Origin of the sequence: Paenibacillus urinalis (assembly GCF_028747985.1) — a bacterium.
Lineage (GTDB): Bacteria > Bacillota > Bacilli > Paenibacillales > Paenibacillaceae > Paenibacillus > Paenibacillus urinalis.
This window is the reverse complement of record NZ_CP118108.1, coordinates 4,405,910-4,422,796: the sequence shown is the minus strand read 5'-3', so window position 1 is coordinate 4,422,796 and position 16,887 is coordinate 4,405,910. Positions and strand designations below refer to the sequence as shown.

Here is a 16,887-nt window from a genome sequence, read left to right as displayed (position 1 = left end):
AATGACGTTCTTTTCTGCCGAATTGAAGGGCCGGAACAAAAAATGAATGTTGGCGGAAACGCAAAACGTTGGATAAAGTAAGGATCATACATTTTGACAACGCTTTCAAAATGAACGAAGAAAATGGAAAGGAGACGTCTATGAAAAATGATTCGCAGATCCCGGGAATCGTCGGTTACGGCTCTCAAATTCCTACGAAGGCGGACATGAAAAGGAATGCAAGAAAACGATGGCTGTCCCAGCTGAAACGCAACAAATGGTTATACTTGCTGGTCACGCCTGGACTTCTATACTTTCTTGTATTCAAATATGCGCCGATGTGGGGAATCGTCATTGCCTTTCAGGATTATCAGCCTTTTCTCGGTATTCGGGAAAGTGAATGGGTTGGATTCGAAAATTTCACGACCTTTTTCCAAAATCCTGATTTCTACAGGCTGCTGCGCAACACCCTGATTCTGGCCGTGTATGATCTCGTATTTTTCTTCCCGGCTCCCATTCTCGTGGCCTTACTTCTCAATGAAATTTCAAAATCCTGGTTTAAACGAACCGTACAAACGTTAGTCTATGTTCCGCATTTTGTATCCATGGTTATTATTGCAAGTATTACGTATGTATTTCTTACGCCTGACGGCGGGGTTCTGTATGAGCTGATCGCCTGGATTACAGGCACGCCCATCGATGTTCTGTCTGATCCGGATGCCTTCAGACCGCTCATTATCGTTCAGATGCTGTGGAAGGAAGTTGGCTGGGGCACGATTATCTTCTTAGCGGCACTCGCTGGTGTAGATACCGAACAGTACGAGGCTGCAATTGTGGATGGCGCGGGACGCTTTCGCCGGATGTGGCATATTACTCTGCCGGCCATCCGTAATGTCATCATCATTCTGCTTATTCTTCGTCTGGGGAACTTCCTTGATACCGGATTTGAGCAAATCTTCCTCATGACCAACTCCCTTAACCGCGATGTTGCCGATGTGTTCGATACTTATGTATACCAGGTCGGTATCACTCAAGGGGCATTCAGTTACAGTACAGCGGTTGGATTATTCAAGTCGGTTGTAGGGATTATCCTCATTCTTGGAGCGAATAAGCTTGCCAAGAAGTTCGGCCACTCCGGCATCTACTAGACAAAATATCGGCCAATAACATGACTCTTGCAAAGGAGGGATAGTAGATGGACAAAAGGTTTAATACGCCGGGCGGACGAGTCTTTGACGTATTCAATTACCTGATTCTCAGCATCTTCGGGATTGTCACGGTGCTTCCGTTTCTATATATTATCGGCAACTCGTTTGCAACGGAAGCCGAAATCACGGCGCGAAACTTCTTTCTCATTCCACATGATATTTCCTTCAGTGCGTATCAGTACATCTTTTCATCATCTACGATTTTTAAGAGCATTGGTAACTCCGTATATATTACGGTTGTGGGAACACTCGTTAATCTGCTGTTCACACTAACCATGGCGTATCCGCTCTCCCGCAAGGATTTTTGGGGACGGAATGTCATCATGAACCTCGTCATCTTCTCCATGCTGTTCGGAGGAGGGATGATTCCAACCTATCTGGTCATTCGAGAGCTGGGTCTTCTGGATACTTACTGGTCCTTGATTCTACCTGGTGCTATCGGTGCCTTTAACCTGATTGTCGTCAAAAACTTTTTTCAGGAGCTGCCTGCAGGACTGGAAGAGGCGGCGCGGATTGACGGCTGTACAGATCTCGGTGTATTTTGGCGCATTGTTCTTCCCCTTTCCAAGCCGGTCATTGCTACGTTTGCGTTGTTTTATGCAGTAGGGCATTGGAATAACTTCTTCTCGGCGCTCTTGTACCTGTCGGACAGTGCCATGTGGCCGCTGCAGGTTATGCTCAGACAGATTGTGCTGCTCTCGCAGGGCACAGCCGGAGATATGGCAAACATGGATCCTAATTTTGTTCAGCCTCCGGAGCAATCCATTAAGATGGCGGTCATCGTCGTCGGTACGATCCCAATTCTGCTGGTTTATCCGTTCCTTCAGAAGCACTTTGCCAAAGGCATGCTGCTTGGTTCAATTAAAGGTTAATCCAAATAAACTATTCAATGGGGGTACTGTTTATGAAACAAGCCAAGAAGTCTGTGAAGCATTCGATCAAAGTTCTAAGCACTTCGTTCCTTGTGGCGGCAATGCTTGCCGCTTGCTCATCCTCGCCGGGCGGTAACGGTGAGCAGGCGCAATCCGGTTCATCCGGAGGAGAAGCCGCAGGCAAATTGGAGCTTGGCATTATGGTACCAAATTTTGAAGCGGAAACGCCGGCTGCCAATAATCCTGTCATTCAGAAGCTGGAGGAGCTGACCAATACGGAGCTGGAATTTCAGTGGGTGCCTAGCAGCTCATATGAAGACAAGTTCAACATTACACTGGCTTCAGGCAAGCTGCCGGACGTCATGGTCGTTCTCGGTAAATCGCCAAGCTTCATCAATGCCTCACGCAACGGTGCCTTCTGGGAACTGGGTCCTTATCTGAAGGACTATCCAAACTTATCTCAAGCGAATGAGATTATTCTGAACAATGCTTCGATAGATGGGAAGACGTATGGAATATATCGTGCACGGGTTTTGGGACGTAACGGTGTTACCATCCGTAAGGATTGGCTGGATAATCTCGGACTCAGCGCACCGACGACTATTGATGAATTTTATAACGTAATGAAGGCCTTCACGGAGAATGATCCGGACGGCAATGGCAAGAAGGATACGTACGGGCTGATTGCAAGTAAATTCAACGGACCTTGGGATATCATGTCGGTGTGGTTTGGTGCACCGAATCGCTGGGGTGAGGATGAGAACGGTCAGCTCGTTCCGGCTCATAAGACACCACAATATTTGGAAGCGCTCAAATTTTTCCGCAAGCTATATGAGGAAGGACTCGTCAACAAGGATTTTGCGGTCATGGATGCAACGAAGATGCCGGATCTTATGGTCAATGGAAAAGGCGGTGTTATGGTCGACGTAGCGGATAACGCTCAGCGGATCGATCAGAAGGTGTTGGAGAAGGATCCAAATGCGACGGGAGCCATCGACGTGCTGCCTGCCATGGTTGGACCTGAAGGGCATCGAGATCTGCCGACCTCGGGATATTCCGGAATGATTGCTATTTCGAAGAGTGTGAAGACAGAAGAAGAATTGAAGGAAGTGCTGACCTTCCTAGACAAGCTGAACGAGGAAGAGCTGCAGATGCTGATGAGTTCAGGCATTGAGGGTACGCACTATGAGAAGAAAGAGGACTATATCGTACCGAGTACGGATAAACAGATTTTGCGCGATTTGAATGGTACGAATCAGATCCTGATGTTCATTCCGGAAACGCGGGGTCTCAGCGTAGAGCAGACACCAGTCCGTCAGAAGGTTGCTGAAATTCAGAAGGCGAATGAAGAGATTGTCATTCCTAACCCAGGCGAGCCTCTAATCTCGGATGTGTATGCCCAAAAAGGACCTCAGCTCGACAACATTATTAATGATGCCCGTACCAAGTTTATTGTCGGCCAGATTGATGAACAAGGACTGCAGGAAGCCTTTGAGCTGTGGGAGGCAAACGGAGGTACGGAATATATCGAGGAAGTAAACAAGCTGTACGCTGAGGTTAAACAGTAAGAGCTCTTCATTAACCAGCAGCATTCATAGATGAGGAGAGCGGGATGTCCCCCTCTCCTTTTCCGCTGATGAACAATTCGAAGGGAAATAATTCCTTACTGAGGAGGTGGCTTTATGTTGGTGTCACAGACGTTCCAGAATCCGGGTAACGAATTCAGAGTACAGCCCTTTTGGTTCTGGAATGGGGAGATGGATGACGAGCAGATTGCATTCCAGATTGCCGAAATGGCGAAGCAAGGTGTTGGCGGTTTTTTTATCTGTGCAAGACAGGGGCTGACCATTCCTTATCTGTCACAGGCTTGGTTTGACAAGGTGAGGTGTGCATTGAGTGAGGCGAAGAAATACGGACTCCATGTGTGGCTGTACGACGAGTATCCTTACCCAAGCGGAATGGCAGGAGGAGAGGTCACTCTCGAAATGCCGGAGGCGAAGCAGCGTACGCTGGAGCATTACACGAGACAGGTCTCCAGTGGGGAAACAGTGTCCTGGACTCTGCCATGGGCGGTAATCTTGTATGCGAAGGCCATTCGCCTGGATGAGTGTGGCAGACGTGTATGGGAAGAAACGATTGATCTTCGCAAATCCATCGGGAACGTTCAGCTGGAGCAGGTCTACCAGGAGACGGGCCTTACCTCCTATAATCGTAAACGGTTTTTCACCTATGAAACGGCATTTCAGCTCGAATGGGATCCTCCCGCAGGAGATTGGGAATTGATCATCTTCATGGAGAAGGAAATGACGGATTTTAAATATTACGGCAATTTTGTAGATCCCATGAATGAAAAGGCGATGAAACGATTCATTGAGCTGACACATGAACGGTATGAGGCAGAATTGGGTGAAGAGTTTGGGGGTGTCATCAAAGGGATATTCACGGATGAAATTGCGCCGCTGGGCCGCATACCGTGGTCATCGCAGCTGCCTGCTTTTTTCAAGTCGCAGAACGGGTATGATCTGTTGGAGCACTTGCCTGCACTGATATGCAGAGATGCAAGAGATGCTGCTCGAATCCGCTACGATTACTTTCAATCGGTTCATCTGCTGCTGAGACAATCGGTGCACAAGCAGGCCCATGATTTCTGTGAGCGGACGGGAATACAGTATGCGGCAGAGGTTCCCTCCGTCCGAATGACGACACAGCTGTACAGTCATCTTCCCGGTGGAGATTCGGCGCACGAGAAGATTGGAAGATCGCTGTCCTATATCCTTGACCGATATGGACTCAAGATGCGGGATAATCCGAAGATGGTCAGCTCTCTAGCAAGACAGCTGGGGAGAAAACGAAATATGATTGAATGCTTCCACAGTGTAGGCTGGTCGATGACATTGCAGGATGCCAAGTGGATGATCGACCGAATGGCGGCACTGGGTACGAATTTTTATAATTTTCATGCCTTTTTCTATACCATTGGCGGTCTTGCGAAGCATGATGCTCCCCCATCGCAGTTCGTGCAGAACCCGTATTGGCCTTATTTCCGTGAGCTCGGCGATTATGTGGGTCGAATCAGCTACCTGATGTCAAGGGACATGCAGATATTCGAATCGCGGTGCTGGATCCGACAACCTCTTTCTGGACCTTGATGGGGAATCCGCTGCATGGATTCAGCTATGCAGGAGTCGACGAGGAGGAGATGGAGGAGCTCGAACAGCTTAAGCACGACTGGCTTACTTTGACCACACTTCTGCTTAAGCATCGCCGGGATTATGATCATCTTGACCCGGAGCTGTTAGCAAGCAGCACCGTGGATGATGGTAAGATTCGGATTGGCGAAGCCCGATACGATGTGCTGATATTACCGCCGCTCAACAATCTGGAGGCAGAACCATGGCAGAAGCTATGCTCTTACGTCCAGGCTGGCGGCAAAGTGATCTCCATCGGCAGACTTCCGAATGAAATGATTCAGGCTGCAAGTCCTGGGAAGGAACAGATTGAAGTACTCCTGGATGCGGAGAATGCCCGATTTATCCGTACCGATGAGGGCTTGGAGAAGGCTTTTACCAGAGATGTGCTGCCGCTGCTTGATGAGTGGGCCCCCGAATTCGTCACTTTAGAAATGAAGGAGGACCCGTTAGCAGTACTTCAGCAGATTCGGTGGATATCTGATGATCAGGCGCTTCTGTTTGTAACGAATCAGGAAGGAGAGCTAATCAGAGCAAACCTGCGGATAGATGCGGAGGAATTTAAGGCGAGAGTGGACAGAGGCGATGCCGCAGATGACGCACAAGATCAGCTCTACATTAGGATGAAGCAAATAACGCTGGAGACGGGAGATGACGCTGCACCAGCTATACTTACCCCGCTCTATTCGGAAACAGGCAATGTGACCGGGTATGAACGATCGATCGAGCTGGCTCCTTACGAAGCACAAGCTTATCTGATCGAACGGAGTCCTAAGCCAGAGGCAATTTCTACTCAGACAGTGAAAGCCGTGAAGGAATCGAGTCGATGCTGTCAGGAAGTGTTGATTCCTTTATCTTGAGCCTGGGAGCTGAAGGCTGCTGAGGAGAATAAATTGAGACTTGGCGAATTCTCTTTGACTGTCATGGATGCGGATGGCAAGGTACATCTCCGTGGCGCCCAAGTTACGGCCAAACCCTTCATTGACCAGGTTGCTGAATGGGGCAGCGAAGGGCTGCCTATCAGGTTTGAACAAGTATTCGGGACACCGAAAAAGGCTCAGCTGGCCTATCCTTTGTACGCTCGATATGTTACTGAATTTGATTGCCGTACGAAGCTGAGACAGGCGCTGCTCTTTTTCGATCGACATGCCATTTCGGGTGAGTACACTCTTGATGTAAATGGAAGACGGCTTACAGGGGACGAGTTTAGGTCCGTCAATATTACCGATCACAATAATATCGCTGCGAGCATCGGGGCTTATCTCTATGAAGGCGTCAATAAGATTGTGGTTGAGGTTCGGATCGAGAATGACCACGACGGGCTTCTGGATCCTTTGATGCTCTCGGGCAGCTTTGGTGTTTATTACGTGGGTGAACAGCTTTTGCTTCAGGATATACCAGACCAGACCGCCATTCTCCAGCCGGAGCCTGTAGAGGGGTATCCGCATTATGCGGGCACCATGCGTTATCGCCGTACCTTTATGTACTCAGCTCCAGTCATTCAGAACACGGATAAATTCGAGCTTACCTTCGACGATTTCCGGATTCAGGATGTGGTCGAGCTCCGTGTAAATGGCCATTCACTCGGTGTAAGAGCATGGTCGCCGTATCAGTGGACCGGAAGCACCTCCATTCTGAAGGATGGGGAGAATGAGATCGAAGTGAGTGTGACGGGAACGCTGATCGGACTGCTTGAAGGAGCTTATTTTGATCAGAAAGAGCATGCGCTCAGAAACGTGAAGGAACGTTATCGCAAGCCAAAATCGCTGTCTAAGGAGAGAATTTGATATGAGCAAAAAAACGTATGTACTTGTCGGTACGGGCGGAAGAGCTGGATTTTTCTATACGGCACTGGCCAAAGATTTTCGGGAGCAGTCGGAGCTGCTGGCATTTTGCGATACGAATCAGACACGGATGAATTACGCGAATCAAATATTAACCGAGCAGTGCGGATATCACGAGGTTCCTACCTACAAGGATCATCAGTTTGACGAAATGATTGAGGCGCACAAGCCGGACTATGTCATCGTCACGAGTATTGACCGGACACATCATCGTTATATCATTCGAGCCATGGAGCTTGGCTGCGACGTCATTACAGAGAAGCCGATGACGGTTGACGAAGAGAAGTGCCAGGAGATACTCGATGCGGTGGAGAAGACCGGACGAAACGTGAGAGTGACCTTCAACTACCGCTATGCTCCTCATCATACCAAAGCTCGTGAGCTTATTATGAACGGTACGATCGGAGATGTGCATTCTGTACATTTTGAATGGCTGCTGAACACTCAGCATGGGGCCGACTATTTCCGCAGATGGCACCGGGATAAGCGAAACAGCGGAGGTCTGCTGGTACATAAATCAACACACCACTTTGACCTCGTCAATTTCTGGATTGGCTCGCAGCCAGAGACTGTATTTGCCTTTGGGGATCTGCTCTTCTATGGCAAGGAAAATGCCGAGAGACGCGGTGAGCGTCATGACTATCCAAGAGCGACGGGGCATGCGAAAGCCAAGGAGGACCCGTTTGCGCTGCACCTGGATCAAAGCGAGGGACTGAAGGCCATGTATTTCGATGCTGAGCACGAGGACGGCTATCAGCGTGATCAGAATGTGTTCGGAGACGGAATCAGTATAGAAGACACGATGGGCGTTCTCGTTAAATACAAGAACCGTGCTGTGCTGACGTATTCCTTAAATGCTTACATGCCGTGGGAAGGATACCGAATTGCCTTTAATGGCAGCAAAGGCCGGATCGAGATGAACATCGTTGAGCAGTCCTATGTGAATGCCGGTGGTGACAGAGCCATAGAAGGTGCCCTTCAGGGACATAACATTACCGTGTATCCCATGTTTGATGCCCCTTATCGTGTCGAGGTAGAGGAAGGCGAAGGAGGCCATGGCGGTGGTGACCCGGTGCTGCTTAACGATCTGTTCGGAGAGCCAGTGGAGGATCCGTTTCATCGTGCAGCCAATCACGTAGACGGGGCAAGGTCCATTCTGACAGGTATTGCGGCGAATAGAGCGATACGCACAGGGCTGCCTGTTCAGATCAAAGATCTCGTTAAGTTCTATAACTGATCCCTGTGATCAACTCGTGCAGCTAATCTATATCGGTATAAAGGAGCGGATAAGATGCGTTATTTTCACGAAAATGAGTCCATTGCAAGTCGCAACCACGATGCGATAGAGGATGTATTGTCCACCATTGCGCAGCGTTATATCGGTGATAATCCGAAGCAGTCCTTCTTGTTCAGGGCATATAATGAAGCAGGCTTTAACCGACTGCCTGACTATAGATATGAGATGAATCTGAATGATCGTCTGCCGGATGCACCGTCAGGAAGCTATGCCTTTATCTGGGGGAAGCTGTGGAGTCCGAATCTGAATGAAACCAAGCTGAATATGAGCCTGAGCTGCTATAGCCCGGTAACCATATACGTGAATGGGGAACTGTTCTTCAAATCAGATCTTCATCAGGAGCTGTTTCCCGACAGACGCTGGCCGCTTGCTGTTCCCGTTCAGTATGGCTGGAATGATATTGTGCTTCAGTTCGTGAAGACCGATGTCGGCTTTGGGGGTGTGTTTGGTACAGGCTCTTTTAAAAATTTCCCACTGCACTTCATCAATCCGAGCGCTGATCGAAACGATCAGGAGGGATGGATGTACTCGGAGTTTTTTACCAATCCGGAGCAGAAGCTGCCTAGACTTGGAATGAAGGAGAAGGACACAGATCTTATCTGGTATCCTCGCCACAGCTGGACCAGGGAGGAGCTGGATCAGGGGGTATTCGGCAGAATTTATGGGCTGGAGCCATTGCAGACGGCTTATGCATGGAGCACCTTCCACGTCAAGCAGCCCGAGGGCAAGCCGGTGCGGATTAAGGGACGTCATGATGGAGCGCTATCGCTATATGTCGACGACGAAGAAGTCTATGCTTCAAGTGCTTCCGGTGAGATCGACCTGAAGCTTCCGCGGATATTCGGAGCGCATCAGCTCATCGCCAAAGGGACCAACACAGAGGACGCGGCTGCAAGGTGGGGATTTGAGCTCAAGGACTTCGGACGTAACAGCGGAGTAAGCTGGCATTCACCTTATTCGGTGGCAGGCAGCCAGGATTCATGGCTGTATTTAGGGCCTTTTGATCCTTCAAATGAGCCGCAGCTGAGCACCGTTCAAGAAGTGAACCGAATCCATGGTGACGATTCTAGAGGTGTATACTACCGGCTCGATTTTCCGAATACGGTCATTCGGCCTTATCTAGAGAGCACGCATTATGGGAAATGGAACTATCCACTGGGTGTGACGCTGCTTGGATTGATGCAGACCGGGCTGGAGCTCGGCGAGGAAGCGTATGTCCGTTATGCGGTAGAGCATATTTCGCTCAGCACGTCATTTGATAAGTATGGATTATGGGACAGAGCGACTTATGGTGCAGCAGGAATTAATAATCAGCTGTCCGCTATAGATAGTCTTGATGACTGCGGATCCTTTGGAGCAACGATGCTGTTTGCCATGGAGCAGGCTTCTATTCCGGGCGGCAGGGACACGGCGGATCGGATTGCCAAGTACATGAGAGAAGATCAGGAGCGTCTGCCGGACGGAGCTTTTTTCCGAAGAAGAGGAGCTGCAGAGATGAGACAGGAGACGATGTGGTGTGATGATCTATACATGAGCACTCCGTTTCTGACGCGGTACGCCAAGCTGACTGGTGACAGCACCTATCTTGAGGATGCCGTTCAGCAGTTTCTGTTGTTCAAGCAATATCTCTATATTCCAGAACTGAAGATCATGTCACATGTTTATGACTTTGTCAGAGGCAGTGCTACAGGTATCCCATGGGGAAGAGGCAATGGCTGGGTGCTGTTTTCACTGACAGAGCTGCTGACGATGCTGCCTGATACACACGAGAAGCGGCCTGAGCTGCTTGGCTTCTACCGTGACTTATGTGAAGGATATGTTGCGCTGCAGGGAGAAAACGGTCTATGGCATCAGGTACTGAACCGCCCAGACAGCTATGAGGAGAGCTCCTGTACTTCAATGTTTATATACGCTTACGCCAAGGGCATTCGTTCTGGCTGGCTGGAGGATACAGGCAAGTATGTGGATTCCGTGTTAAGGGGCTGGGAGGGTCTCACCCGGATCGCTATCGACTACAAAGGCAACATTTATGGGGTCTGCAGAGGTTCAGGATATTCCTTCACGGCTTCTTACTACAAGGATGATCTCGGTTGGAACCTGAATGATACCCACGGAATCGGCATTGTACTGCTTGCAGGGGTAGAAGCTCTGAGAATGCAGGTGGCCCTCCGAGAGAGTGCAGATACAGATGCTTTTGCAGTGTCAGCACAGCATTAATTTATTTTGGATATTGCTAAAGGGTATAATCAAGGGCTGGAGATGCTGAACGCATGTCCGGCTCTTTTTTTCTGTGAAAACATTGTAAATGAGAACGGTTATCATTAGAATTAGATTTGAGTTTTAAAAAATAGATATGTATGTTCACGACATGGAGGTGATCGAATGAACATGAGTGAATATATCCACTTATGGGGGAAGGCCTCTGTCCGTGTTCTCGATGTGCGTCACATCGTTATGGAGGCTGGAGAATCGTTGTCAGCGTACAGCATGCCAGCAAAATGTTTTATATATGTCATTCGTGGAAACGCACAATTGAAGCTGGATGGACAGGAGCATGCGGCTGTTCCGTTTTACATCATACATAGTTTCAAAGGAATGATCTTAAATATTCCCAGGCTGTCTGAACCATTTGAATATCAAATTGTATTCTATAAGCCTTTTGATATGTTGTCCCGATCCAGAGAGCGTCTTGGTCTGTTGGAGAAGCGAAATTCATATGACATTCATTATGTACTTCAACCTGCCAGACCCGTGTTTATCAAGGAATTATTTACAGATATGCACAGAAGCTGGATCAGTGATGACCGATTAAAGGGTGTAATTGTACAGTCCTTGTTTCTAGGGCTGGTTTATGAACTGCTTAAGCAGCTTGAGCAGGAAGGAACGGCTGTAACGGTCCCGGATCTTACATCGCAGGCGATAGGGTATATGGACAATCATTACATGCGTCCGATCAGTGTATCTTCTGTTGCTGATGCGCTAGACTGCTCGCCAAGGCATTTATCCAGACTGTTTCAGAAAAGCGGTCTTGGAGAGACGCCTTCTGATTATTTGGCTCGACTTAGGCTGGAGAAGTCAGGGGAATTGTTAAGGGATACGAGTCTGACCTTACAGGAGATTGCAGTAAATGTAGGTTATCAGGATGGGTACTATTTTAGCCGGATGTTTAAAAAGTATACTGGCGTTTCTCCGATGGAATACCGTAAAGAGCCATTCCAGATGATCCAGATGAAGGAGAAGGGTCCTAAAATGTCATTTGGCAGGTCCGAATATTCCATTGCCGCTAACAAGCTGCGTCGCTATATTGATAATAATAATCATTATTATCAAGACGGGGGTTACACCATGAATAAAAGCAATGTTAAAAAATCAACAGCAATTATGCTGTTTATCAGTCTCAGCATTTTTCTTGCCGCATGCGGAGGTGCATCAGGAACTACAGTAATCCATAATTCTTCTCATACTGCTGCGAATGGGACAGAGGCATTAGCATCGGAAGGAACAGCTCGAATCATACAGCATGACCTTGGGGAAACAAATGTACCTGAGTCTCCGGAGCGGATCGTTGTTCTTGAACAGGGCTTTGCCCAAATTGTTGCTGCTCTTGAGGTTAAGCCGATTGGGGTTGCAGATGATAACAAGCCGGAGCGTTTTCCTAAGGATACACTTGAATACATTCAAGGTTATACCTCAGTAGGTACACGTTCTGAGCCCAATTTGGAAGTGATCCGCACACTTGAGCCGGATCTGATCATTGCAGACACAAGCCGGCATTCTGCCATCTATGAACAGCTCTCCGAGATTGCACCTACAATTGTGTTTAAGAATGATACGGCGGACTACGCGCAATCTTTGGCTGCCACTGAGGCAATTGGTGAAGCACTTGGCAAGGGAAGCGAAACACAAGTCCTGATTCAGGAGCATCAGGATGGAATTGAAGAGCTGAGAACACAAATCGATAGGAATAAGACCGTGCTAATGATTACACCCGATGAAGAGGATGGTCAGTCTTTTCAAGTTCGGACGAGCACTTCCTTCCATCCTTCGTTCTTAATAGAGGCTGGGCTACAGTATGCTCTTATGGATGAGGACGAAACGAATCAGCTGATGACGACGGAACAATTGCTTGCAATTGACCCGGATGTCATGTTGATCCTTCTTAATGAAGATGCTACGTCGGTTATTGAAGCACAGGCGGATAATCCATTATGGAACAGCCTGGCAGCGGTTCAGAACAATAACGTTCACGAGGTGGAGCTGGCAACTTGGTCCAGACAGCGCAGTATTGTGTCGCTGAATCAAATTATGGATGAAGCAGCGGATATCTTCTGACGTGATGGTACATCATTTTTCTACCAGAAGATCTTGGTGTATTCCTTTATACTTTGTGCTTATTGTGGTCTTACTCGGTATATTGTTCATAGGCTCTTTAATGATTGGCCCTGCTTTTTTCTCGGCTGAAGTGGTGGGGAGCTATTTGTTTCAATATTCAGAATGGGATAAAAATCACCTGATTCTCCATTTGCTCCGTATGCCGAGAGCGCTCGCGTCGCTGGCTATAGGTGCCAGCCTCGCTGTCTCTGGTTGCATCATGCAGGCAATAACAAGGAACCCGCTTGCTTCTCCGGGCGTATTTGGGGTGAATACTGGAGCATCATTCATGGTTGTTCTATGCATGGTGCTGTTTCCAAGCTTCGGCGGATTAGCGATGGCTGGATTCGGCTTTGCCGGTGGGCTTTTAGCTGTGCTTCTCGTTCTGTTGATGAGCGCGCTCATCAAAGGTGGAAGTGCGACTGTAAGAATGGCATTGATCGGTATGATGATACAAGCTGTCTTGTCCTCTTTAACCCAGGGCTTACTTATATTTAATGAGGAATCTGCTGGTAAAATGATCTTTTGGCTTGCAGGATCGGTGGCAGGAGTTGAGTGGGAGGAACTTAGAATACTGTTGCCTGTCAGTCTGATTTGCCTTCTCATTGCCTTTGCTCTGAGCCGAGCTCTTTCTCTGCTTAGTTTAGGAGAAGAGGTTGCGCAAGGGTTAGGTCAGCGAATATGGCTGCTGCGCATAACGGGAAGTGCTGTTGTTATCATGCTGGCAGGTATTTCAGTAGCAGTATGCGGTCCGATAGGTTTTGTTGGATTGATCGTTCCGCACATTTCCAGATACATGCTGGGTAATAATTATCAAATTGTGCTGCCGTTCTCTGCCCTAATGGGCGCTTGTTTGCTGCTCCTTGCGGATATGGTCGCGAGGCTTGTCAGCTTCCCGGCAGAGACACCGGTAGGAATTATCACAGCTTTGATAGGCGCACCTTATTTTGTGTATTTAGCAAGACGCCAAGCAAGGAGTACTTCATGAATGGATCTATAAGATCGAGAAATAAACTTACCTTTGGGTTTCTATTCATTCTCGTCATCCTCCTGGCTCTCATCAATATTGCCGTGGGTGCGGTATCTGTTACATTCATGGATATCTTGCATGCTTTTACAGGCAAGGGTGACCCCGATGTATCCCACATTATCATCCATTACAGACTGCCGCGTATAATTCTTGCGATTATGGTGGGAGCAGGCCTTGCTGTTTCCGGACTAATATCGCAGGCTATTTTGATGAATCCGATGGCAGCACCGGATACGCTGGGGATCTCAGCAGGATCGGCCTTGGGTGCTGTTGCAACCGTTTTGCTTCTAACTCCCAATATGCACAGCCAAGCTCTTACTGCACTTGCTGCATTTGCTGGGGGCGCAGCAGGCGCACTGCTTGTTTATGTACTTGCATATCAGAAGGGCCTAAACCCTGTGCGGCTTGCTCTTATAGGTGTGGCAGTCAGTGCCTGCGGAAGTACCTGGATTCAGTTGCTGATAACGAAGACTTCGGCGGGTACCAGTACGGTATTGCTGTGGCTGAACGGTTCGCTATGGGGTAGAACCTGGGATCAGGTACTGCAGCTTGCTCCGCTTATCGTTATTTTTATTCCCATGGTCTGGCTGTTCAGCAGAGCTATGGATATTCTTGCCCTCGGAGAGTCTATGTCCAAGGGACTTGGTGTGAGCCTAGAAAAGATGAGACTGATTCTATTGCTGTTGACGGTACTGCTTGCTAGCGGATCGGTTGCTACTGTTGGGATGATTGGTTTTGTAGGATTGGTGAGCCCCCATATTGCGCGTAAACTTGTTTCTGGTGGACATAGGGCATATGTTCCTGCGGCAGCTTTGACGGGCTCAGTCATGCTCCTGCTCTCAGATACGATGGGCAGAGTGCTGCTGCCGCCCATTGAATTTCCTGCGGGTCTTGTAACATCTATAATTGGGGCCCCTTTTTTTGTATTCTTATTGTGGCGGGAATCCCGGAAGCAGGCTCAGGTATAGTATTGACAATAAAGCCTTTCTTCTGTTCGTAACAGAAGAAAGGCTTTATTGATTTTGATAAATAAATGAGCCGCGATTATTTAAAATAACTCCAGCTGCTCCGGTTCTTCCTCCTGCTTCTTCCGGATCACTTCAGATGCCAGCGGCTGCGGTGTCATGCCGAGCATGGTCATGAGCTGCTTAGCGTTTGCTGCGGCATCTCCGCCGGAGTTGTTATTGAACACGACGCAAATCTCCTGACTTTGCTTCTCTAGTTGATCCAGTCGTTCCTTCCATTCAGAGAGCTCCTCCTCATTGTATCGATAGAGATATCTTACCTCCCGCCAATTTGGAGCTCCGCTCTGATGCCAGCCGGATGCGTTCCGCCCATGGAATCGCACGATGCTGAGATCTGCATCTGTCGCGCTCAGTACGGTCGGGATGGAGCCTTGCCCTGCGTTCGGTTCGTCGCAGATGCTGTGGATCCAGCCTTCTTTTTTCATAAAAGCGAGTGTTCTATGCATCATCTCACCTTCAAACCAGCTGCGGTGTCTGAATTCTAGTGCACAAGGAATATGCTGCATGCGCTCCTTGATACTGCGAAGTGTACCTACGTTCTCTCGATTACAATCAAACCAAGGCGGAAACTGGAACAATACGGCTTTCATTTTACCTTTCTCGACCATGGGGGCAAGCGACTCCATAAAAGCGGCATACATGGTGTCTGTATCCGGGAAATAGGGCTTACCGCGCAGGTGACCGGTCATGCCTTGATAGGCCTTGACAATGAAGGAGAATTGATCAGGCGTTTCCTCCGTCCATCTTGCCATTCTCTCCGCCGGCTGCACTGCATAGAAGGAGCTGTCGACTTCTACCACCGGAAAATGGGCACTATATTCGATCAGCTTGTCCTTCGGCTTCGTACCGGGCAAATATAAGTCGTCATGGTCTCCCCAGCCGGTCAGACCGATGTTAATCATCGGACATCCCTCCTTCATTAAGGGTAGTACTTATTATTAAGCTGTATTGGGTCATTATAAATCATGATTTCTACCATGTTCAAACCGGTCGATTATGGAGTATCCTTTAGAATGACGTCATAGGAAGGAGGCCATTCATGAAACTGCCGGAATGGACACATCACGAACAAGAAGGAATTATCCAGGTCAAGATCACGATGTCATTCCCGCTTAGATGGGTGAACAGCTACATACTTCGAGGAGATGACGGAGTTACGATTGTTGATCCAGGGCCGCGCTCCCCTGTAACAGAGGCAGAGTGGGACAAGGTCTGGTCCGAGCTTGCCATTCATCCGAAGCACGATATTAAGCACATTGTGCTGACGCATCATCATCCCGATCACTATGGTCTTTCAGGCTGGATGCAGGAGCAGAGTGGAGCAAGCGTGTGGATGTCGAAGAGGGCGCATACAGAAGCCCAGTATATGTGGGGAGAAGCTGCAGATATCAACGATCAGCTGCCCGATTTTTTCAGAACACACGGCATGACAGAGGAATGGGCACAGCAGCTAAGACCCCATCTAGAGAGCTTTGACAGCGAGGTACTGCCTGCGCCAATGGTTAGTTATATAGAAGATCAACAATTTAGGATGGCGGGAAGGCAGTTCTCAGTGATCGAAACAGGTGGACATGCACCGGGTCATCTGTCTTTTTATGAAGAAAGCACGGGAATCATCCTCTGTGGAGATGCCGTTCTTCCCCAAATCTCACCGAATGTTAGCCTGCTGCCCGGAAGTGATGAACAGCCGTTGCGCCATTTTATTGAGGGACTGCATGAGTTGTCGGGACTGAAGGTGAGCAGAGCCTTTGCGGGACATCGCCATCCTTTCACTGGCTTTGAGAGTCGTATTCAAGGACTGCTGAAGCATCATGAGGAACGTCTGGATGAGATGGAAGGGATGCTGCAGGAGGGGGAGAAGACGGCTTTTGAGGTCTGTGTGAAGCTGTTCGGGACGAAGTTTGGTATTCATCAAATGCGGTTTGCTATGGCAGAGACATTGGCGCATTTGGATGAATTGGTACGGCAGGGCAGGGCTGTCATGAAACTGCCAGAGTCGAGAGAGCGAATAGTGAAGTTTACACGAAGATGACTTCGAATCATTCGGATGGTAATTTGCTAGCATACACGTCA

13 protein-coding genes are annotated in these 16,887 nt (G+C 48.6%); 12 read left to right on the top strand and 1 reads right to left on the bottom strand.

Annotated elements, in window-relative coordinates; translation table 11 throughout:
* Nucleotides 1–206: 206 nt before the first annotated feature.
* The 11 genes from PUW25_RS20410 to PUW25_RS20360 all read left to right on the top strand — a co-directional run bounded on the left by PUW25_RS20410 (nucleotide 207) and on the right by PUW25_RS20360 (nucleotide 14,757).
* Nucleotides 207–1,127 carry an ABC transporter permease gene (locus PUW25_RS20410; RefSeq protein ID WP_047914482.1) on the top strand — a complete coding sequence of 307 codons (921 nt, stop codon included), beginning with the start codon at nucleotides 207–209 and terminating at the stop codon, nucleotides 1,125–1,127.
* A gap of 47 nt (nucleotides 1,128–1,174) precedes the next feature.
* A complete protein-coding gene (locus tag PUW25_RS20405) occupies nucleotides 1,175–2,059 on the top strand; it encodes a carbohydrate ABC transporter permease (protein WP_047914474.1) in 885 nt (294 codons plus the stop codon).
* Nucleotides 2,060–2,091: 32 nt separating this feature from the next.
* Nucleotides 2,092–3,627 carry an extracellular solute-binding protein gene (locus PUW25_RS20400; protein ID WP_205055156.1) on the top strand — a complete coding sequence of 512 codons (1,536 nt, stop codon included), beginning with the start codon at nucleotides 2,092–2,094 and terminating at the stop codon, nucleotides 3,625–3,627.
* 114 nt (nucleotides 3,628–3,741) lie between these two features.
* Nucleotides 3,742–5,208, top strand: coding sequence for a glycosyl hydrolase (locus PUW25_RS20395; RefSeq protein WP_274338437.1), 1,467 nt, complete (start codon nucleotides 3,742–3,744; stop codon nucleotides 5,206–5,208).
* Nucleotides 5,175–6,107 carry a hypothetical protein gene (locus PUW25_RS20390; RefSeq protein ID WP_274338436.1) on the top strand — a complete coding sequence of 311 codons (933 nt, stop codon included), beginning with the start codon at nucleotides 5,175–5,177 and terminating at the stop codon, nucleotides 6,105–6,107. Before PUW25_RS20395 ends, PUW25_RS20390 begins: the two co-directional genes overlap by 34 nt.
* 33 nt (nucleotides 6,108–6,140) lie before the next feature.
* On the top strand, nucleotides 6,141–7,034 hold the full coding sequence (locus PUW25_RS20385) for a hypothetical protein (RefSeq protein WP_274338435.1): 894 nt from the start codon (nucleotides 6,141–6,143) through the stop codon (nucleotides 7,032–7,034).
* Between the two features lies 1 nt (nucleotide 7,035).
* Nucleotides 7,036–8,328 carry a Gfo/Idh/MocA family protein gene (locus PUW25_RS20380; RefSeq protein ID WP_205055158.1) on the top strand — a complete coding sequence of 431 codons (1,293 nt, stop codon included), beginning with the start codon at nucleotides 7,036–7,038 and terminating at the stop codon, nucleotides 8,326–8,328.
* A gap of 54 nt (nucleotides 8,329–8,382) precedes the next feature.
* On the top strand, nucleotides 8,383–10,605 hold the full coding sequence (locus tag PUW25_RS20375) for a glycoside hydrolase family 88/105 protein (protein ID WP_274337459.1): 2,223 nt from the start codon (nucleotides 8,383–8,385) through the stop codon (nucleotides 10,603–10,605).
* 165 nt (nucleotides 10,606–10,770) lie between these two features.
* The gene (locus PUW25_RS20370; RefSeq protein ID WP_047914479.1) at nucleotides 10,771–12,720 is read left to right on the top strand and encodes an ABC transporter substrate-binding protein; all 1,950 of its coding nucleotides are present in this window, start codon (nucleotides 10,771–10,773) and stop codon (nucleotides 12,718–12,720) included.
* Nucleotides 12,698–13,747 carry a FecCD family ABC transporter permease gene (locus PUW25_RS20365; RefSeq protein WP_377783575.1) on the top strand — a complete coding sequence of 350 codons (1,050 nt, stop codon included), beginning with the start codon at nucleotides 12,698–12,700 and terminating at the stop codon, nucleotides 13,745–13,747. Before PUW25_RS20370 ends, PUW25_RS20365 begins: the two co-directional genes overlap by 23 nt.
* Nucleotides 13,744–14,757 carry a FecCD family ABC transporter permease gene (locus tag PUW25_RS20360; RefSeq protein ID WP_047914480.1) on the top strand — a complete coding sequence of 338 codons (1,014 nt, stop codon included), beginning with the start codon at nucleotides 13,744–13,746 and terminating at the stop codon, nucleotides 14,755–14,757. Before PUW25_RS20365 ends, PUW25_RS20360 begins: the two co-directional genes overlap by 4 nt.
* An 80-nt stretch (nucleotides 14,758–14,837) precedes the next feature.
* On the opposite strand, the gene PUW25_RS20355 is transcribed toward PUW25_RS20360, so the two are convergent.
* Complete coding sequence (locus PUW25_RS20355) at nucleotides 14,838–15,716, bottom strand: DUF72 domain-containing protein (protein ID WP_205055161.1); 879 nt, start codon at nucleotides 15,714–15,716, stop codon at nucleotides 14,838–14,840.
* Nucleotides 15,717–15,853: 137 nt separating this feature from the next.
* Here PUW25_RS20355 and PUW25_RS20350 point away from each other — a divergent pair, with 137 nt between their 5' ends.
* Nucleotides 15,854–16,846 carry an MBL fold metallo-hydrolase gene (locus PUW25_RS20350; protein WP_274338434.1) on the top strand — a complete coding sequence of 331 codons (993 nt, stop codon included), beginning with the start codon at nucleotides 15,854–15,856 and terminating at the stop codon, nucleotides 16,844–16,846.
* Nucleotides 16,847–16,887 lie beyond the last annotated feature (41 nt).